Below are 19,000 nucleotides of genomic sequence, written 5' to 3'. Positions count from 1 at the left end.
CGCACGGTCCGGCACCATGCGCCCACGGTAGGACAAGAGAGCGGGAATTTCCGCCCCCGAACGGGGGTACGGCCCCTGCGGAACGTGATCCGCGACACAGGGGCCGTACACCGACAGTGACGGATCAGTCGCTGAGCTTCAGTTCGCCGTTCTTCCGCGCGGCCTCGTCGAGCTCCTTCTCGGCCGGCTTGCCCATGGCGTCCATCAGCTGCCGGGCCAGGCCGAGACCGGTTCCGCCGAGCGACAGCGCCTTGGCGAACATGTCCGACATGCCGTCGGCGCCGTTGAGCACGACCATGTGGTCGACGTTGCCGAACGCGCTCGCGCCGGCCTCGACGATCTCCGGCCAGCGCTCGGCCAGCTGCTGCGCGACGACGGCTTCCTGGTTCTCCGCCAGCGCCGCGGCTCGCGCCTTGATCGCGTCCGCCTCGGCGAGCCCCTTCGCGCGGGCCGCCTCGGCTTCGGCGAGGCCCCGGGCCTTCGCGGCTTCCGCCTCGGCCAGACCGCGGGCCTTGGCCGCGGCGGCCTCGGCCTCACCGGTCGCCCGGGTCGCGCCCGCCATCGCCTCGGCCCGGGCCTTGGTGGCCTGGGCCTCGGCCTCGGCGGCCGTCTTCACGCGGGTCGCGTCCGCCGCGGCCCGCAGCTCGGTCTCCTTCGCCTCGGCCTGGGCCTTGGCGATCGAGGCGTCACGAGCGGCGTCGGCCGTGGTCCGCGTGTCGTACGCCTTCGCGTCGGCCGGCTTGCGGACCTGCGACTGCAGCCGCTGCTCGGCCAGCGCCGCCTCCAGCTCGGCCGCCCGCGTCTCCTGGACGACGACCTCCTGGCGCGCGGTCGCTTCGGCCAGCGGACCCGACTGCGACGCCTTCGCGCGGGCCTGGTCGACCTCGGCCTGGTAGCCGGCCTGCTGGATCTGGCTTTCGCGCACGGCGGCGGCCTTCTTCGCGGCGGAGACCTGCTCGACCTCGGCGGCCTCCTGGTCGCGCTGGGCTTCGGCGATGCGGGCCGACGCGGCGATCGCGGCGGCGTGCGGCTTGCCGAGGTTGAGGATGTAGCCGGACTCGTCGTCGATCTCCTGGATCTGCAGTGAGTCGACGATCAGCCCCAGCTTGATCATCTCGGTGGCCGAGGACTGGCGCACCTCGCCGGTGAGCGCGTCCCGGTTGTGGATCATCTCCTCGATGGTCAGCCCGCCCACGATCGAGCGGAGGTGCCCGGAGAAGAGCTCGTGGATCGTGTCGTTCATGCCCTTCTGCTGGTCGAGGAACCGGCGGGCGGCGTTGGCGATCGAGGCGTAGTCGTCGCCGACCTTGTAGATGACCACGGCCCGCACGGTGACCGGCAGGCCCTGCTTGGTGACGCAGGAGACCTGCAGGTTGACGCCGCGGGTGTCCAGCGACAGCCGCCGCGCGGTCTGGAACCCGGGGATGACGTTCACCCCGCGGCCGGTGATGATCTTGAAGCCCAGGCTGTCCGCCGTCTCGGCCCGATCGACGCGGACCCCCAGCCCGGAGATGATCAGCGCCTCGTTCGGTTCGGCCACTTTGTACAGCAGCCGCAGGATCCCGAACACGACGATCAGCACGGCGATGACGCCGCCGGCGGAAACCAGCAGGATTTCCACGAGACTCATGGCACCGACCCCCTCGCTCTTCTGTTGTGGGTGTGTTGGTGCCTCTTCCACGCCGTCAGCGGCTCAGGGGTTGCCACCGCTCCACGTAAACCGTCCGCGGGGGTTCGAAGTCCACCACCAGCACCTGCGTGCCCGACGTGAACGTCTCCTCCGGGTCGGCCGGGTAGGCGTAGAACGCTTCCGTGCCGCCCCGGACGTTCAGGAGCACCTCGCCGATGAGGCCGGGGCCGATCGTGCCCGTCACCCGGCCCCGGCTGCCGATCATCCCCCGAAGCCCTTCAGCTTGACCTTCGAGCCCTTCGCCACGAACGAGCCCGGCTGCGGGTCCTGCTGGAACACGAAGTCGAACCCGCCGCCGCCTCCGCCGGGGCCGCGGCCACGGCCGCCTTCGCGGTCGGCCTTCAGGCCCGCCTGCTCCAGGATCTTCTGGGCGTCCTCGAACGAGCGGAACCGGACGTCCGGCACCTGGACCGCGTTGTTGACGAACACGCCGATCCGCTTGGCCTTCGGCTGCGCGTTCGCCGGCGGGTCGGTCCGGGTGACCGCGCCGCCCGGGATGTCCTGCTTGAACTCCTCGCCCGCCTGGAACGGCTCGAACCCGGCCTGCTGCAGCACCTTGAACGCGTCGTCCTTGGACTGGCCGGTGACGTCCGGGACCGGCGGCAGCGGGATCGGGCCCTTCGACACGACGATCGTGACCTGGCCGCCGATGGTCAGCTGGCTGCCCGCCGCCGGCGTCGTGCGGATGACCGCCCCCTGCGGGACCTCGGGGTCGAAGTCGTCGGTCCCGCGGACCGGCGTCAGCTGCGCCGCCTTGATCGCCTGCTCGGCGTCGGGCAGCGCGGTGCCCGGCCGGATGTCCGGCACCTGCGGGCGGCCCTTCGACAGCACCACCGACACCGTCGCGTTCGGCGACAGCGTGGTGCCCTCGGCCGGGTCGGCGCGCAGCACGGTGTTCGACGGCGCCGTGTTGTCGTACTCCTGGCTGAACCGCGGGTTCAGCTTCACCGCCCGCAGCGCGTCGCCGGCCGCGGCCTGGTTCAGCCCGACCAGCTTCGGCACCCGCGCGGTCTTGTCGCCGCCGGTGTCGGTGAGGATGAAGGCGAACGCCCCGATCAGCCCGCCGAGCAGCAGCACCGCCGCGGCGATCACCAGGATCTTGTTGCGGGTGCTCTGCGGCGGCTTCTCCGGCTCCGGCCGGCTCCGGCGCCGCGGCGGCGGCGGGGCCAGGGGCGGCACGTGCGCGGTCGCCGGCCCGGCGGCGTGGCTCAGCGCCCGGGTCGCGTTCGGACGGTGCACCGGCATCGTCTTCTCGGTGTCCGGCACCTGCGGGATCCGCGGCAGCGTGCGCTCGGTGTCGGCGAGGTCGCCCTGGGCGTGGGACACCGGGATCGGCACGGTCACCGGCAGCAGCCCCAGCTGGGCGCGCACCGCGGTCAGCTCGGTGAGGAACTCCCCGGCGTCGGCCGGGCGCAGCTGCGGGTCCCGCCGGGTCGCGCGGACGACCAGGTCGTCGAGGGCGGGCGGCAGATCCGGGCGCAGCAGGCTCGGCGGCGGCACGTCGTCGTTCACGTGCCGGTAGGCGACCGAGATGGCCGTGTCCCCGGTGTAGGGCACCCGGCCGGTCAGCATTTCGTAGAGCAGGATCCCGGCCGAGTAGACGTCGCCGCGCGCGGACGCCGCGCCGGTGGCGACCTGCTCGGGGGAGAGGTAGGCGACCGTGCCGAGGATGATGCTAGAGCTGGTCGTGCCCGCGCTCGCCACGGCCCGCACCAGGCCGAAGTCCGCGACCTTCACCGCCCCGCCGGTCTGCTGCCCCACCCGGCCGATCAGCACGTTCTCCGGCTTGACGTCCCGGTGCACCAGCCCGGCCTGGTGCGCGGCGGCCAGCGCCGACAGCACGGGCTCGGCGACGCTCAGCGCGAGCGCGACGTCCAGCGGGCCCTCGTCGTCCAGCAGGTCGCGCAGCGTCCCGCCGTCGACCAGCTCCATCACCAGGAACGCCAGTCCCGACTCCGCACCCTGCGGCAGGTCGAAGCCCTGGTCGTGCACCGCCACGACGTGCGGGTGGTGCAGCTGCGCCGCGGACTGCGCCTCCCGCACGAACCGGTCGACGAACGACCGGTCGTCGGCGAAGCGCGGGTCCATGATCTTGATCGCGACCGGACGGTCCAGCCGGGTGTCCGTCCCCCGATAGACGGAAGACATTCCGCCGTGGGCGAGCAGCCGGTCCACCCGATAGCGCCGCTCCAGGAGCGTGCCGACCAGGCTGGGTTGGGTGCGTGTCACGAGTATGGATCGTACGGAATCGGCCACGCCTCGTGGAGGAGACCTCGCGGGTCACCCGTGCGCACTAGCGGGTGAGGGGACGAAATGTGGCACAGTGTCACCTGTGAGTGGGATTCCTGTCGCCGAAGACATCCTCGACACCGCCATCGCGGTCCTTCCGTTGGCGGAGGTGGCGACCGTTCTCGGGACTTCGGCCAACAAGGTCCGGCAGATGCTGCGCGACGGGCAGCTGATCGCGCTGAAGCGCGGTGGCGAACTGTGCGTGCCCAGCGACTTCTTCGTCAAGGACGGCGTGGTCAAGGGCCTGACCGGGACGATCACCGTGCTCGCCGACTCCGGCTTCTCCCGGACCGAGATGCTGCGGTGGCTGTTCACCGCGGACGACACCCTGCCCGGGAGCACGCCCATCAACGCCCTGCGGACCAGCCACGGCACCGAGGTCAAGCGGCGCGCCCAGGCCATGGCGTTCTGACCTGCCGGAACAGCAGGCAACCAGCTGAACACCCGCCGCGGTAAGCAGGCAGGCGGGCAGCGACCACGCGGCCAGCGGACCGGCCAGCGCCGCGCCCGCGGCCAGCCCGGTGATCTTCACGCTCGCCGCCGTGGTGAACACCTGCGCCCGCACGTGCTCGGGAGCTTCGCGGTGGCGGATCGCGAACAAGGCCGTGAGCTGCGGACCTTCGGCGAACCCGGCCAGCACGGCCGCGACGACGACGTGCCCGCTCGCGGCCACGAGGCAGCTCGCGGCCAGCAGGAGCGTGCTCAGCCGGACGGTCCGGTCCGGGGCCCACGGCAGCGGCCATTTCGCGAGGACGGCGTTGGCCAGCAGTGAGGCCACCGCCAGGACGGCCAGCAGCAGCGCGCCGTCCGCCGCGCCGCGCAGGTGCGCCACGCCCAGCAGCGGGTAACACACGGTGACCATGCCGATGCCGACGCAGGAGATCGTCGAAGCGACGGTCGCCCGTCGCAGGGGCACGTTGCGGACGAGGACCCGGAAGCCATCCTTGAGGCGCGTCTTCTTCGGGGTCCGCGTCGGCAGGAACCACGCCACCGGGATCGCGGCGGCGACCAGGCCGACCGCGACGACCAGGCCGGTGGGACCGCCGAGCAGCCCGGCCAGACCGGGCCCGGCGAGGGCGGCGGCGGTGAAGGTCATGGCGTCGAAGCGGCTGGCGTGCGGCAACGCGGGCCCGGCGAGGGCGGGCAGCTGGGCGGTCCAGCCCCCGGCGATGGCGGGGTTGAGCAGGCCGGTGACCACCGCGACGGCGACCGCGGCTCCCAGGGGCAGCTGCCCGAAGACCGCGGTGACCAGCGCAATGCCGCCGGCGTAGCCGCCGAGGGCGACGGCGAGCAGCCGCCCCGGGGCGGCGCTGCGGTCCAGCAGCGCGCCGAACACCGGCCCGCCGACGGCGGCGGCCGCGGTCAGCCCGGCGAGCAGTGCCGCGCCGGCGTGCGGGCCCGCGGTCATCCCGAGCAGCAGCAGCGCGGGCCCGGACAGCTCGTCGCCGGTCCGGGCGAGCGTGGCACCGGCCAGGTAACGTCTTATCACCGGCAAGACGTTACAGTGGGGCATGGCTTTTCCGCACCAGGATTCCGTGCAGCGCGCGGTGGACCTGCTGGGTGTCCTGCTCGTACCGTCCCCCGACCCGGCCGCGGTGGCGCAGGTGCTGCGTGATCACGGCGAACCGGACGTCTCGCTGTCCGCATCGGAAGTGGCGGACCTGCGGGCGGCAGCGCTCGAGCTGCGCGAAGTCTTCGCGGCGCCTGATGCGGCTTCGGCGGCTTCGGTGCTCAACGCGTTGTTCGCCGCGTACGCGGGACCGCCGCGCCTGACGGATCACGAGGACGGCTACGGCTGGCACCTGCACCTCGACGCGGCCGACGACGGCCCGTGGGGAGCGTGGCTGGTGACGTCCTCGGCGCTGGGGCTGGCGTCGCTGCTGGCCGAACGCCAGGGGCCGCCGGGAGGGCTGTGCGCGTCACCCACGTGTGGGAAGCCGTTCGCCCACACGGGTGGGGGGAGTCCGCGGAAGTTCTGCTCGCCCCGGTGCGCGACGCGCGAACGCGTCGCCGCGCACCGGGCGCGCGGGTGAAGCGTCAGCCCTGGGTCTTGTCGCGCCAGGCGATCCAGGACTTCAGCGCGTCGAGGTCGTAGTCCGGCCCGCCCACGCCGACCGTGAACGTCGTGACGCCCAGTTCGAGCAGCTTCGGGCCCAGCTCGTCCGGCTCGCCCTGGACGCCGCACGAGCGCTCGATCGCGGCCGGGTCGCGGCCGACGTCCGCGCAGTGCTGGTCGAGGATCTTGACCTTGCGCGCGACGACCTCCGGGTCGCCGAAGCCGTGCCAGATGTCGCCGTGCTTGGCGACGAGCTTGAGCGTCTTCTTCTCGCCGCCGCCGCCGATCAGGACCGGGATCTTGCGGGTCGGCGCCGGGTTCAGCTTGGCCAGGCGCGACTCGATGCGGGGGAGGGACTCCGCGAGGTCGTCGAGGCGGCCGCCCGCGGTGCCGAACTCGTAGCCGTACTCGTCGTAGTCCTTCTCGAACCAGCCCGAGCCGATGCCGAGGATGAGCCGTCCGCCGGAGATGTGGTCGACCGTGCGGGCCATGTCGGCGAGCAGCTCGGGGTTGCGGTAGCTGTTGCAGGTGACGAGCGCGCCGATCTCCACCCGGGACGTCGACTCCGCCCACGCGCCGAGCATCGTCCAGCACTCGAAGTGCATGCCGTCGGGGTCGCCGTAGAGCGGGTAGAAGTGGTCCCAGTTGAAGACGATGTCGGCACCGAGGTCTTCGGCGGCCGACGCGGTGCGCCGGATGGAGTCGTAGTCGGCGTGCTGCGGCTGGAGCTGCAGGCCGATCCGGATGCGTCGTTCGGTCATGATCCGAGCCTACGACCGCCCCGGAACGTCTCGCTCGCCCAGACCGAAACCAAGGGGGGTAGTGCGACCACCAGCCTCCGCGACTTCGGCACGACGGCCCGGCGGGTCAGGATGTCGTAGTCCAGCGCGACGATCTCGTCGAGGATGCCCTCGTACAACGTCAACGCCGTCCGCACGCACGGCCGCGATTCCGGGCGCAGCAACGCGACCCCGCCCTCGGCCCGCCGGTACACCGCCCGCGTCCGCGCGACGAAGTACGCCAGCGCCGCCCGGATCCGCGGGTCGGGCCGCCTCGCCTCGAGCAGCTCACGGGAGACGCCGAACGCGGCCAGTTCCGAGGTCGGCAGGTACAGCCGTCCCCGGTCGAGGTCTTCGCCGACGTCGCGCAGGAAGTTGGTCAGCTGGAACGCCTCGCCCAGCGCGATCGCGCCCGGCTCGGCGTCGGCGAGCGGCCCGACCGTGCCGAACACCGGCAGCATCTGCAGCCCGATCACCGCGGCCGAGCCGTACACGTACTCGTCGAGCTCGGCGAACGTCCGGTACTCGACCGGCTCGAGGTCCGCCAGCATCGACTTCAGGAACGCGTCGAACAGCTCCCGCGAAAGGCCGTACCGCCGCACGGTGTCGGCCAGGGCCACGAGCACCGGCTCGGCCGGGTCGCCGCCCGCGAAGACGACGTCGACCATGCCGCCGACCCGGTCGAGCTCGGTCGCGGGGTCGCTGCCCGGTGCCGGGTTGTCGACCAGTTCGTCCGCCATCCGCGCGAAGCCGTACAGCGTGTGCGCGGCGGGCCGGGCCCGGGCCGGCAGCAGCCGCGTCGCCAGGAAGAACGTGCGGCCGTAGTGGGCGTTGATGCGGCGGCACTCGGTGTAGGCCGCGCGGAGGCCCGCGCCGGTGATGCCCGCCGCGTCGAGTTCGTTCACCGGCCGGTGATCCTTTCCGCCGCCAGTCGTCCGGAGACCAGCACCGGCGGGATGCCGACGCCGGGGGTGGTTCCGCTGCCGGCCAGCACGACGTTGCCCGCCGCGCGGACCAGGTTCGCCGGCCGGAACGGACCCGTCTGGGTGAACGTGTGCGCCAGCGAGAACGGCGTCCCGGCCGCGAGCCCGCGCGCCGCCCAGTCCGCCGGGGTGATCGTCTCGTCGACGGTGAACTCGTCGCCGAACCCGGTCAGGCCGCGCGCCTCCAGCGTGCGAAGCAGCTCTTCGCGGTACGGCCCGCGCACGCGGTCCCAGTCGATCGGGCCGCGACGCAGGTTCGGCGCCGGCGCCAGCACCGAAACGATCTCGCCGCCGCGCCCGGCCAGCCCCGGGTCGGTCGCCGTCGGCCGGGTGACCAGCAGCGACGGGTCGCCCATCAGCTTGCCCTCGCGGATGATTTCGGCGAACGTCCGCTCCCAGGCCCCGCCGAAGAAGATCGTGTGGTGCCCGAGGTCCCACTTCGCGGTGGTCCGCCCGTGCAGGACCACGGCCGACGGCGAGTAGCGCAGCGGCAGCGGGCGGCGGGGCCGCGCGCCGAGCAGCCGGTAGGCCGTGCCCAGCTCGGTGGCCAGCACGACGGCGTCGCAGGCGATCCGCTCACCCGAGCGCGTCCGGACCGCGCGCACCCCCGAGTTCACCCGTTCGAGCCAAGCCGCTTCGGTGCCGAACCGGACGTCCGCGCCCGCCCGCACGGCGGCGCCGGTCATCGCCCGGCCGATCTCGCCCATGCCGCCTTCGGGGTAGTAGACGCCGCCGATCGTGTCCATGTACGCGATCACGCCGTACGCGCCGATCGCGCGGGCCGGGTCGAGGCCGGCGTACAGCGCCTGGAAGGTGAAGAGCCGCCGGACGCGCTCGTCCCGCAGGAAGCGGGCGACACGGGGGCCGAGCCGCCCGAAACCGCCCAGCGCGGCCAGCTTCGCCAGCTCGGGGCGGGCCAGGTCGAGCGGCGAGTCGAAGTTGGCCCCGATGAACCGGTCCTTCTGCGCCGCGTACAGCTCGGTCAGCCAGCGCCGCAGCGCCCGGTAGCCCGCCGCCTCGCGGGCGCCGGCGAAGGCGCGGATTTCGGCCTCCATCGCGTCGCCGTCGGTGCGCAGGGCCAGCGAGCTGCCGTCGGCGAACCGCGCGCGGTAGGCCGGGTCGAGCCGGGTCAGGCGCAGGTTCTTCGCGAGGGACTCGCCGACCGCGGCGAACGCCTCCTCCAGCAGCTCCGGCATGGTGAGCACGCTCGCGCCGGTGTCCACCGCGTTGCCGTCGAAGCTGCGCTGGCCGGCCCGGCCGCCCGGGACGTCCGCCTGCTCCAGCAGCGTGACCCGCCGCCCGGCGCCGAGCAGGTGCAGGGCCGCCGAAAGCCCGGCCAGCCCCGCCCCGATGACGACGACGTGGCCGGCGGCCCGGTCGATCGTCCGCACGTCAGTACGTCCGCTGGGTGGCCTTGACGACCAGCCCGGTCAGCGCCGCGGGCGCCGGCTCGGCCAGGTGGGCGCGGTCCAGCGCGGCCATCGCCGCCGTCGTCAGCTCGTCGATCCGCCGCTCCACCGCGTCGACCGCGCCGACCTGGTGCAACGCCATCCGGACGGTCTCGACGCCCTCGTCGGACAGGTCCGCGTCGCCGATCGCGTCCGCGATCACCGTGGCCGCCGCCTGCTCGCGCTTCTCGGCCGCGAGCTGCAGGCCGAGCGCGACGAGCAGGGTGCGCTTGCCCTCGCGCAGGTCGTCGCCGGCGGGCTTGCCGGTGACCGACGGGTCGCCGAAGACGCCCAGCAGGTCGTCCCGCAGCTGGAACGCCACCCCGACCTCGCCACCGAACTCCAGCAGCGTGGCGATCAGCTCGTCGGACGCGCCGCCCAGCGCGGCGCCCAGGTGCAGCGGCCGCTGGACGGTGTAGGCGGCGGTCTTGAGCCGGTCGATCTTGAGCGCGGCCTCGACGGAGGCGTCGCCGGTGGCCTGCGTGCGGACGTCGAGGTACTGCCCGGCGAGCACCTCGGTGCGCATCGCGCGCCAGGCCGGGCGCGCCGCGGCCAGGGTTTCCGCGGGCAGCGGGGCGTCGGCGAACATGTCGTCCGCCCATGCCAGCGCCAGATCGCCGACCAGCACCGCGGTGGCCAGGCCGAACGTCGTCGGCGAGCCGAGCCAGCCGCGGTCGGCGTGCAGCTTCGCGCCCGCGATGTGCACGGTCGGGTTGCCGCGGCGGGAGTCGGAGGAGTCGATGAGGTCGTCGTGGATCAGCGCGCACGCCTGGATCAGCTCCAGGCTGGACACCGCCTGCAGCACGCCCTCGGCATCCGGGCCGGCCGGGTCGCCGCCCGCGCCGCGCCAGCCCCACCAGGCGAACGTCGGGCGCAAACGCTTGCCACCGCCGAGCACGAACCCGCGCAGCGCGTCGATCCCGGCGGCCACGGTGGGCTCGGTCCCGAGGATCGCGGTGCCCGCCCGATCGAGGAACCCGGCCAGCGCGCGCTCGACGTGGGCGGGCAGGTCACTGTCGGCGACGGGCGCGTTCATCCCGCCATCCTCGCCGAACCCGCGGGGACGCAGGCGGCCGGGTCACCCGGATGTGGCGAATCAGACTTTCGCGCCGGCGGCCCAGAACGGACCCGTGAGGCCCGCTTCGGCGAAGTAGGCGACGGCGTCGTGCGGCTCGCGCCGCCGGTGGCCGCGCTCCAGCCGGCCCGCGTACCAGCCGCGGGCCAGCCGCCAGAGGGTGACCAGGTCGAGCACGGAACCCTTGGCCTGCCCGGTTTCCGCCAGCCAGGCGTCCACACAGGACTCGCAGCAGAAGAGGCGCTGGTTCGCGCAGGTGTGCAGCACGTCGTCCCACATCTGCGCCGCGGGCACCAGGAAGTGCGCCACCTGGCCGCCCTCGGGCGGCACGGTCCGGTTCACCACCAGCGCGTGCGGCTGCGCGCAACCGGGGCAGCGGGTCGCGACCAGCACCTCCGGCTCGGCGTCGACCAGGTGGGGGATGGCGAACGAATCCCACGCGCAGCCGCCCCACCACAGCGTGCGCGCGCCCATCACGGAGAAGCCGAACGACCTCGCGGCGAAGGGGTGGGCCAGGACGACGTGCTCGCACTCGTCGAGCACCAGGTGGTGGGCGTCGGCGAGGCGGTGCAGGGCCTGCTTCGCGACGGCCAGCGAGCCGCCCGCGGCGTCGGCCAGCTCCGGCCCGGTCGGCGCGCGGCCGCGGTCGGCGAAGGCGCGGTAAACGGCCAGGCGCACGTCTTCGTCCCAGCTCGCGTCGTCGTCCCTCATCGCTCACTCCTGTATCGAGTCTAAAGCGGTGACCCTTAACATTCGAGGTATGACGTCGGTGATCGAGCGGTTGCGAGGAGACGGGCCGAAGTTCTCCATCGAGTTCTTCCCGCCCCGGGACACGGCGGACGAGGCCGTCCTCTGGAAGGCGATCCGGGAGCTCGAGCCGTACGACCCGGCCTACATGTCGATCACCTACGGCGCCGGCGGCTCCAGCCGCGACGGCACCATCCGCAGCATCGCCCGCGTCGCGACCGAGACGACGCTGGTGCCGATGGCGCACCTGACCGCGGTCAACCACTCCGTCGCCGAGCTGCGCAACGTGATCGGCTGGTACGCCTCGGTCGGCGTCCGCAACATCCTGGCGCTGCGCGGCGACCCGCCCGGCGACGTCTACGGCGACTGGATCCCGCACCCGGAGGGCCTGACCTACGCCGAAGAGCTGGTGCAGCTGGTCCGGTCGCTGGGGGACTTCTGCATCGGCGTGTCGGCCTACACCTACGGCCACCCGCGCTCGTCGGACCTGGAGTCGGACACGAAGTACCTGGTCCGCAAGCTGCGGGCGGGTGCCGACTTCGCGATCGCGCAGCTGTTCCACGACGCCGAGGACTTCCTGCGCCTGCGCGACCGGGTCGCCGCGACCGGCTGCGACGTCCCGGTGCTGCCGGGCGTCATGCCGCTGACGACCATGCGGACCCTGCAGACGACGATCAAGCTGTCCGGCGCCCCGGCACCGCGCAAGCTCCTGGACCGGCTCGAACCCCTGGCCGAAGACCCCAAGGCGTTCCGCGCGGCGGGCATCGACGTCACCACCGAACTGTGCGAGAAGCTGATCGCCGAGGGCGTGCCGAACCTGCACTTCTACACGTTCAACCGCTCGAAGGCGACGCGCGAGGTGATCGCGCGGCTGGGTCTCGTCCCAGCCCGTGCTTAAGTACGTACCAACGAGTCTGTGTGGCCCGGTAGCGTGCCGGGCATGGCTTCTACTGCTTCCGAAGGCGTGCACGAAATCTGTGACCGCTACGTCGACGACTACGCGGCCGCCGACCCGGTCGCGGCGACCGCGCACGGCATCGCCGGGCACGACGACCGGCTGACCGACTACTCGGCGGACGGGTACGCCGAGCGCGCCGGCCTGGCCGCGCGGGCGCACGCCGCCGTCACCGCCGCCGAGCCGCGGGACGCCGCCGAGCGCGCCGCCAAGGCCGTGTTCAGCGAGCGCGTCGGCCTGGAGCTGGAGATCCACGAGGCCGGCCTGGACGTGGCGAGCCTGAACGTCATCTCCAGCCCGGTGCAGGAGCTGCGGATGGCGTTCGACCTGATGCCGTGTGAGACCGAGCAGGACTGGGCGGTCGTCTCGGCCCGGATCGCCGAGGTCCCGCAGGCGCTGGCGAACATGCGCGGCGGCCTGCTTTCGGCGGCCGACGCGGGGCACGTCGCGGCGCTGCGGCAGGTCGCGAAGGTGGCGGAGCAGTGTGAGACGTGGGCGGGCCTGAAGGAGGAGACGGGCTTCTTCACCCAGCTCGTCGCGCCTTCGCCGGATTCGGCGTTGAAGGCGGACCTTGCGCAGGGCGCGCGGGCTGCGGACGAGGCGTTCGCGGAGTTCGCCGGCTTCCTGCGGGCCGAGCTGGCCCCGAAGGCCCCGGTGAAGGACGCCGTCGGCGAGGACGTCTACCGCCTGTGGTCCCGCTACTTCGTCGGCGCGGCGCTGGACCTGCGTGAGGCCTACGAGTGGGGCTGGGCGGAGTTCGCCCGGATCGAGACCGAGCTGCGCGCGGTGGCGAACCGCGTCAAGCCGGGCGCTTCGCCTGCCGAGGCGGCGGCGGCACTGGACGCGGACCCGCGCTACCGCGTCCGGGGGCGCGCGGAGTTCGAGGCGTGGATGCAGCGCCTTTCCGACGGCGCCCTGGAGTCGTTGCGCGGCAAGCACTTCGAGATTTCCGACCGGGTGATGGCCCTGGAGTGCAAGATCGCCCCGCCCGGTGGCGGCGTGGGCGCGTACTACACGGGCCCGAGCGAGGACTTCGCGCGTCCGGGCCGCATGTGGTGGTCCCTGCCGGCGGGCCGCGAAGAGTTCAGCACCTGGCGCGAGACGAGCACGGTGTACCACGAGGGAGCTCCGGGCCACCACCTCCAGATCGCGACGGCGGTGGACCAGTCGGGGGCGCTGAACAAGTACCAGCGGCTGCTGGCGTTCACCTCGGGGCACGCGGAGGGCTGGGCCCTGTACGCCGAGCGCCTGATGGAGGAACTGGGCTACCTCTCGGACGACGGCGACCTCCTGGGCATGCTGTCGGAGCAGCTGTTCCGCGCGGCTCGCGTGGTGGTGGACCTCGGCATGCACCTGGAGCTGCCGATCCCGGCGGGAACGGGCTTCCACGAGGGTTCGCGGTGGACGCCGGAGCTGGGCCTGGAGTTCATGCTGACCCGAACGATCACCGACCAGGCCCACATCCGCGACGAGATCGACCGGTACCTGGGCTGGCCGGGCCAGGCCCCGGCGTACAAGATCGGCGAGCGCCTTTGGCTGGCGGCCCGCTCCGAGGCCCAGGCCCGCGCGGGGGCGGGCTTCGACATCAAGCGGTTCCACACGGAGGCGCTGAAGATGGGCGGGATGGGGTTGGACACGCTGCGGGAGCAGCTGGCCGGCCTGGACTGAGTCCGAGACGGGGTCACCGGGAAATCCGGTGGCCCCGCTTCGCAGCTGCCGCTAGGTTCCGTCGCGTGCACCGGATTCTCTTCGTCACCCCACCGCCCCGCGGCTGAGCGGGGTGGTCCCTCGCCGCGTGGTCTCCCCATGACCCGCGGCTGATTCGTGGTGCGCACCGCCCCGCGTTCGTCGAACTCCCTTTCCTTCGACGCAGACGCAGGAGCGTTCATGTCCCTCGCCCTACCCACGCGCGCCCGCTCGTCGGCCGCGCTGGTCCTCGCCGGTGTCCTCTGGGGCACCGGCGGACTCGCCGGTTCGCTGCTCGCGCGGCGGGCCGGCCTCCACCCGCTCGCCGTCGCCGACTACCGGCTGCTCGTCGGCGGTGTCGTCGCGATCGTCCTCCTGAAAGGCGGCGCCCTCCCGCGCACGCCCGAAGCGGCGAAACGCGTCCTCGCCGTCGGTGGCCTGTTCGCCCTCTTCCAGGCGAGCTACTTCGCCGCGGTCGCGCTCAGCTCGGTGAGCGTCGCCACCATGACCACGATCGGCGCCGCGCCCGTCGTCGTCACCCTCGCGTCGGTGCGGAAACCCCGCCGCTGGACGCTGGTCTCCGTGGCGGGCACCCTCGCCGGCCTGGCGCTGCTCCAGTGGTCACCGGGCGAGGCGGTCTCGTTCGGAGGCCTCGGCTTCGCCCTGCTCGCGGCCGCCGGCTTCGCGACCCTCACCCTGGTCACCGCGAAGCCCGTGGCCGGCCTGGATCCGCTTTCGACGACGGCGTTCGGCTGCCTCACCGGCGGCCTGCTGCTGCTCCCGGTGGCGAGCTGGTCCGGCATGGCGATCCCGCTGCACGCGGACGTGCTCGCGACCGTCTGCTACCTCGGCGCCGTGCCGACGGCGCTCGCGTACGCCGCCTACCTGCGCGGTCTGGCCGACGCCCACCCCGTGCTCGGCTCGCTGTCGGCGGTCCTGGAACCGCTGACGGCGGCGGTGCTGTCCGCCGCGCTGCTCGGGGAACGGCTGAGCGGCCCGGCGTGGTGCGGCGCCGCCGTGCTGGTCGCGGCGCTGGTCGTCGGCTACTGGCGGCCCGAGCCGCGCTGAGGGGCCGCTGCCCCTCGGCTCAGCGCGGGTCGAGGGGCAGCGCCCGCCCCAGGATCGCGAACGGCCGCGGGTCGCCGGCGAAGTGGTAGTCGCGCAGGACGTCGACGAAGCCCGTGCGGCGGTAGAGCTTCCACGCCCGGCTCGTCCCCTCGGGCGTCGACAGCAGGACGTTCGCGCTCGGGACGCCTTCCAGGAGGCTGCGGAGCAGGTCCTCGCCGATCTGGTGGCCCTGGTTCTCCGGCCGGACGTGGATCTCGGTCAGCTCGAAGTAGTCCGCCAGCCAGCGGTCGGCCTCGGCGGCCCCGGACCGGCGGCTCAGGCCGTGGCGCACCTGCTCGTGCCACCACTGCCCGGCCCGGCCGCGGTAGCCGTAGGCCACGCCGAGCAGGACGTCGTCGGCGTCGAGCGCGGCCATGCAGCGCCAGCCCTCGCGCAGCGCGTGGGTGAGCCACATCGGCGCGCGCTGCTCGGCGGTGCCCGCCGGGTACCGCATCGCCCGGACGTAGATGTCGAGCGCCTCGGGCAGGCGGGCGCGGAACTCCTCCGCGGAGAGCTGGACGTACCGGGAGCAGCCGGCGGGCATCGCGGTCACGGCTGCCCATCCTCCTCCGCGCCGCCGAGCGCGCCCGGGGTGCCCCCGGTCAACGCGACCAGCCCGGCGAAGGTCGTGGGGAACACGGCCTTCGGGTGCCCGGCGGCGGCCCACACGACGTCGTGCTCGCGCAGCGCGGTGTCGACCAGGGTGGGCAGCGGCTCGGGGTGCCCGACCGGGGCGACGCCGCCGATCGGCTGCCCGGTGTGCGTCCGCACGAAATCGGCGTCGGCCTTGCCGATTTCGCCGCCGGCCAGCCGTTCGAGGGTGGCCGGATCGGCGCGGTGGGCGCCCGAGGTGAGGGCGAGGAGCGCTTTTTTGTCGGACCCCAGGCGGAAGATGAGGCTGTTGGCGATGGCCCCGACGGGCACGCCGAGTGCTTCGGCCGCTTGCGCGGCGGTCCGGACCTCGGCGGGCAGGACACGGATGCCCTCGGCGGCGGCCTGCTGCCCGGCTTCGGCCAGCGCGGCCGCCACCTTGGCGACGGCGGGGTGCTCCAGCGAACTCATGAACCTATGAGATCACGCCACCGACCTGGTGTCCCGCACCACGCCCGCCCGGGGTTGAGCGGGCACCGGGTCGGGGGTTACTCTGGAAATTGTTCGAACAGGCGTTCGACATTCGGTGGGCGCGCACCGCTCAGGTGCCCGGAGCCGGTCCCGGCACCGGACACCCGGTCGGGCCCACCCGCGCAGGAGGAGGGTCGCCATGTCCGTCAAGGTCGTGTCCCCCACGGATCCCGGGCAGCCCGAGCTGCCCATGTCGCTGCGCCCGCAGCCGGCCCCGGCCGGGGCCCGGCGCGGCCGGTCCCGCCAGTGCTTGACGCCCGGACCGGAACCCCGCCAGCACCCGGCGGACCCCCGGCAGCCCCAGCTGCCGATCTCCTTGTGCACTTCGGCGGCGGCGTCGCCTTCGGTCGCGTCTTCGGTCGCGGCGGATTCCGGTGAGTCCGAGTCGCGGGCGGTGGGTGCCGGGCAGGCCGAGCTGGAGCTTCCGGCTTCGGCGATCCCGGAGCAGGGCCGCTCGGCGGGTGCCGGCCGGGCAGAGCGCGCTGTCGTGGATTCCGGGCAGCTGGAGCTGCCGGCCGCGGAGCAGCCGGGGCGGGCGTCGGCTGTTGCCGGCGCTGGTCCGGAGGCGGCGGTCGTGGATGCGCCGCAGGCGGAGCCGGGTGAGGTGTCGTCGCCGATTTCCGGTCTGCAGGTGCGGTCGGGTGAGGCCGCTTTCGTGGATCCGGGGCAGCCGGGGCGGGTTTCGGCTGTTGCCGGCGCTGGTCCGGAGGCGGCGGTCGTGGATGCGTCGCAGGCGGAGCCGGGTGAGGTGTCGTCGCCGATTTCCGATCTGCAGGTGCGGCCGGGTGAGGCCGCTTTCGTGGATCCGGGGCAGTCGCGGCGGGCTTCGGCTGTTGCCGGTGCTGGTCCGGAGGCGGCGGTTGTGGATGCGCCGCAGGCCGAGCCGCCCATCGTGTCGTCGCCCGTTCCCGAGCCGCCGGCCGGTGGCGGATCCGGGCTGCCCAGTTCGCTCCGTCCGCCCGGTGCGGACTCCGACCAGTCCCAGCTGCCCATGTCCCTGCGTCCGCCCGCCTCGCCGGCCGCCGCCGGGCTGCTGGCGCAAGCCCGGCGCGGGCTCGCCGAGGCCACCCAGGAAAGCCGGCCCGCCGAACGCTTCATCGGCGCCTACCTCGCCGCCCTCCGGGGAGCCGCCGCGGTGCTCGCCGCGCGGGGGCGGCCGCACCGGGGGCGGGCCCGGCCCGCCAGCACCTGGGACCTGCTCGACTCCGTCGCCCCCGAACTGCGGGAGTGGTCCGCCTTCTTCGCCAGCAACTCGGCCACCCGCGCCGCCGCGCAGGCCGGGATCACCGGGAAGGTCACCGCCGAGTCCGCCGCCGGGCTGGTGGGCGCCGCCACGCCGTTCCTGGAACTCGTCCGCCGTCTCGTGCACGGCCTGCCGATCACCGGGGAAGCCCATGTCGCGTGAGCACGGCCCGGTCGACCAGGGGCGGTTGCTCACGGCGTTGGGAATCGAAGGCAGGCTGCTGGCCGAGGTGGTGCACGCGGCGCCGACCGAGGCACCGGTGCCCGCCTGCCCGGGCTGGTCGCTCGGCGAGGTCGCCCGGCACGTCGGGAGCCTCTACCGGATGGCCCGGCGCCGGCTGACCGACGGCCGCAGCCCCGAAGACTGGCCGCAGGAGCCCGAACCGGGCCAGAGCCTGCGGGAATTCCTGGAGGCGGGCCTCACCGAACTGCTCGACGAGCTCGCCGCGCACGACCCGGAGGAGCCCGCCGACACCTGGTGGCCGGCGGACCGGACGTACGGGTTCTGGCGCCGCCGGATGCTGCACGAGACGGTCGTCCACCGGGTCGACGTCGAGCAGGCGGCGGGCGCCGAGCCGCGCGGCGTGCCCGACGACGTCGCGATCGACGGCATCGACGAGGTGCTCACCCTCTGGTTCGGGCACAAGCTGCCGATGCTCGGCCTGACCGGCACGAAGGCGGGCTCGGTCGGCGTCCGGGCCGGCGCGCACAGCTGGATCGCGCGGGCGGGACCCGACACCACGGAGGCCTGGCGCTGTTCGGCCGAGGAGGCCGAGGCCGCGGACGACGTCGTCACGGCCAAGCCCGCGCAGGTCTACCTGTGGCTCTGGGGCCGCGCGTCCCTGACCGCGGTGACCGTGCGCGGCGTGCACGACCAGGCGGCCCAGCTCTGGGCCCTGCTGCGGCTCGCGACCCGATGACCCGGCCGGTGGGGAAGCCGAACCGGAACTGTCGGAGGTGGCGGTTAGCCTGCGCCGCATGACCACGCGCCTGGTGAACCTGGTGATCGACGCGGCGCGGCCGGAAGTCCTGGCGGATTTCTGGGCCGCGCTGCTCGGCTGGCACGTCGCCGTCGAGGAGCCCGGTGAGATCGACGTCCGGGCTCCGGAGAGCGATGGCTGGGACCTCGACCTCGTCTTCGTGCCGGTTCCCGAACCCAAGGAGGTCAAGAACCGCATCCACCTGGACCTGGCGAGCAGGACACCGGAGCACCAGGCCGAGCTGGTGGCGCGCGCCCTGGAGCTGGGCGGCCGCCGGGTCGACCTCGGGCAGGGCGAGGTGCCCTGGGTGGTGCTCGCGGACCCGGAAGGCAACGAGTTCTGCGTCCTCGAACCCCGCGAGCGGTACGCGGACACCGGCGCGGTCGCGTCGATCCTGGTCGACGCCCACGACCCGGAGCTCCTGGCGGCCTTCTGGACGCGGATCACGGGCTGGCCGGTCCGGGCCCGCGAAGACGACGGCCTGGTGGGGCTGCGCGCACCGTCCGGCCGGGGGCCGTGGCTGGAGTTCCTGCGCAACGACGACGTCAAGCGGGTGAAGAACCGCGTGCACCTGGACGTGGCACCCCCGGCGGAGACCGAGCACGCCGAGGCGGTGAGGGAGGTCATCGCGATCGGTGCGGCACCGGCGGACCTGGGCGGGCCCACGCTGCCGTGGCGGGTGCTGACCGACCCGGAGGACAACGAGTTCTGCGTGCTCACCCCGCGCTGAGCCGGGCGGGGATCGCCGGGGGAGCCTGGGGCGTGCCGGATCGGAGCTCGCTGGGGCGGCTGCTCGCCGGGGCGCAGATCGCGGTCGCCTGGGGCGGCTGTTCGCCGGGGC

General features: G+C 73.6%; 19 protein-coding genes. 9 read left to right on the top strand and 10 right to left on the bottom strand.

From position 1 onward, the window contains the following. Positions 1-124 precede the first annotated feature (124 nt). Genes ACWEGE_RS19890 through pknB form a run of 3 tightly spaced genes read right to left on the bottom strand, consistent with a single transcriptional unit; the run spans position 125 to position 3,919 of the window. Complete coding sequence (locus ACWEGE_RS19890; protein WP_449661916.1) at positions 125-1,630, bottom strand: SPFH domain-containing protein; 1,506 nt, start codon at positions 1,628-1,630, stop codon at positions 125-127. 55 nt (positions 1,631-1,685) lie between these two features. After that, positions 1,686-1,895, bottom strand: coding sequence for a hypothetical protein (locus ACWEGE_RS19885; protein WP_003100783.1), 210 nt, complete (start codon positions 1,893-1,895; stop codon positions 1,686-1,688). Further along, on the bottom strand, positions 1,892-3,919 hold the full coding sequence (gene pknB / locus ACWEGE_RS19880; protein ID WP_449661915.1) for a Stk1 family PASTA domain-containing Ser/Thr kinase: 2,028 nt from the start codon (positions 3,917-3,919) through the stop codon (positions 1,892-1,894). Before pknB ends, ACWEGE_RS19885 begins: the two co-directional genes overlap by 4 nt. 103 nt (positions 3,920-4,022) lie before the next feature. Here pknB and ACWEGE_RS19875 point away from each other — a divergent pair, with 103 nt between their 5' ends. The 3 genes from ACWEGE_RS19875 (at position 4,023) to ACWEGE_RS19865 (ending at position 6,012) form a co-directional block, all read left to right on the top strand. Further along, on the top strand, positions 4,023-4,391 hold the full coding sequence (locus tag ACWEGE_RS19875; protein WP_310976460.1) for an Rv2175c family DNA-binding protein: 369 nt from the start codon (positions 4,023-4,025) through the stop codon (positions 4,389-4,391). A 682-nt stretch (positions 4,392-5,073) separates the two neighbouring features. After that, positions 5,074-5,250, top strand: coding sequence for a hypothetical protein (locus tag ACWEGE_RS19870; RefSeq protein WP_449661914.1), 177 nt, complete (start codon positions 5,074-5,076; stop codon positions 5,248-5,250). Positions 5,251-5,490: 240 nt separating this feature from the next. Further along, a complete protein-coding gene (locus ACWEGE_RS19865) occupies positions 5,491-6,012 on the top strand; it encodes a CGNR zinc finger domain-containing protein (protein ID WP_449661913.1) in 522 nt (173 codons plus the stop codon). A gap of 4 nt (positions 6,013-6,016) precedes the next feature. On the opposite strand, the gene ACWEGE_RS19860 is transcribed toward ACWEGE_RS19865, so the two are convergent. Genes ACWEGE_RS19860 through merB form a run of 5 tightly spaced genes read right to left on the bottom strand, consistent with a single transcriptional unit; the run spans position 6,017 to position 11,031 of the window. After that, the gene (locus ACWEGE_RS19860) at positions 6,017-6,796 is read right to left on the bottom strand and encodes an LLM class F420-dependent oxidoreductase (RefSeq protein ID WP_449661912.1); all 780 of its coding nucleotides are present in this window, start codon (positions 6,794-6,796) and stop codon (positions 6,017-6,019) included. Next, the gene (locus ACWEGE_RS19855; RefSeq protein WP_449661911.1) at positions 6,793-7,719 is read right to left on the bottom strand and encodes a phytoene/squalene synthase family protein; all 927 of its coding nucleotides are present in this window, start codon (positions 7,717-7,719) and stop codon (positions 6,793-6,795) included. Before ACWEGE_RS19855 ends, ACWEGE_RS19860 begins: the two co-directional genes overlap by 4 nt. Beyond that, positions 7,716-9,188 (bottom strand): phytoene desaturase family protein, encoded by a 1,473-nt coding sequence (gene crtI, locus ACWEGE_RS19850; RefSeq protein WP_449661910.1) that lies wholly within the window; start codon positions 9,186-9,188, stop codon positions 7,716-7,718. Before crtI ends, ACWEGE_RS19855 begins: the two co-directional genes overlap by 4 nt. A gap of 1 nt (position 9,189) precedes the next feature. Then, on the bottom strand, positions 9,190-10,281 hold the full coding sequence (locus ACWEGE_RS19845) for a polyprenyl synthetase family protein (protein ID WP_449661909.1): 1,092 nt from the start codon (positions 10,279-10,281) through the stop codon (positions 9,190-9,192). Between the two features lie 60 nt (positions 10,282-10,341). Next, positions 10,342-11,031: an organomercurial lyase gene (gene merB / locus ACWEGE_RS19840; RefSeq protein WP_449661908.1), complete on the bottom strand. Its 690-nt coding sequence runs from the start codon at positions 11,029-11,031 to the stop codon at positions 10,342-10,344. Between the two features lie 49 nt (positions 11,032-11,080). Here merB and metF point away from each other — a divergent pair, with 49 nt between their 5' ends. From metF to ACWEGE_RS19825, 3 genes are all read left to right on the top strand, one after another. Further along, positions 11,081-11,965: a methylenetetrahydrofolate reductase [NAD(P)H] gene (metF, locus tag ACWEGE_RS19835; RefSeq protein ID WP_449661907.1), complete on the top strand. Its 885-nt coding sequence runs from the start codon at positions 11,081-11,083 to the stop codon at positions 11,963-11,965. Positions 11,966-12,007: 42 nt separating this feature from the next. Then, complete coding sequence (locus tag ACWEGE_RS19830) at positions 12,008-13,690, top strand: DUF885 domain-containing protein (RefSeq protein WP_449661906.1); 1,683 nt, start codon at positions 12,008-12,010, stop codon at positions 13,688-13,690. A gap of 219 nt (positions 13,691-13,909) precedes the next feature. Further along, positions 13,910-14,776, top strand: coding sequence for a DMT family transporter (locus ACWEGE_RS19825; protein WP_449661905.1), 867 nt, complete (start codon positions 13,910-13,912; stop codon positions 14,774-14,776). A 19-nt stretch (positions 14,777-14,795) separates the two neighbouring features. Here the strand turns inward: ACWEGE_RS19825 and ACWEGE_RS19820 are convergent, their stop codons facing one another. Next, the gene (locus ACWEGE_RS19820; protein ID WP_176175852.1) at positions 14,796-15,368 is read right to left on the bottom strand and encodes a GNAT family N-acetyltransferase; all 573 of its coding nucleotides are present in this window, start codon (positions 15,366-15,368) and stop codon (positions 14,796-14,798) included. Further along, positions 15,365-15,877, bottom strand: coding sequence for a YbaK/EbsC family protein (locus ACWEGE_RS19815; RefSeq protein ID WP_449661904.1), 513 nt, complete (start codon positions 15,875-15,877; stop codon positions 15,365-15,367). The genes ACWEGE_RS19820 and ACWEGE_RS19815 overlap by 4 nt, the downstream gene beginning before the upstream one ends. A 199-nt stretch (positions 15,878-16,076) precedes the next feature. On the opposite strand from ACWEGE_RS19815, the gene ACWEGE_RS19810 reads away from it, so the two are divergent. The 3 genes from ACWEGE_RS19810 to ACWEGE_RS19800 are packed head-to-tail and all read left to right on the top strand — an operon-like array spanning position 16,077 to position 18,889. Further along, the gene (locus ACWEGE_RS19810; RefSeq protein ID WP_449661903.1) at positions 16,077-17,342 is read left to right on the top strand and encodes an SAV_6107 family HEPN domain-containing protein; all 1,266 of its coding nucleotides are present in this window, start codon (positions 16,077-16,079) and stop codon (positions 17,340-17,342) included. Continuing rightward, complete coding sequence (locus ACWEGE_RS19805; protein WP_449661902.1) at positions 17,332-18,099, top strand: maleylpyruvate isomerase family mycothiol-dependent enzyme; 768 nt, start codon at positions 17,332-17,334, stop codon at positions 18,097-18,099. The genes ACWEGE_RS19810 and ACWEGE_RS19805 overlap by 11 nt, the downstream gene beginning before the upstream one ends. Before the next feature lie 58 nt (positions 18,100-18,157). Continuing rightward, positions 18,158-18,889 carry a VOC family protein gene (locus ACWEGE_RS19800; protein ID WP_449661901.1) on the top strand — a complete coding sequence of 244 codons (732 nt, stop codon included), beginning with the start codon at positions 18,158-18,160 and terminating at the stop codon, positions 18,887-18,889. Positions 18,890-19,000 lie beyond the last annotated feature (111 nt).

This window comes from Amycolatopsis sp. NPDC004747, assembly GCF_053601335.1.
Note: the sequence above shows the minus strand (reverse complement) of the source record. Positions and strands in the feature narration are given on the sequence as shown.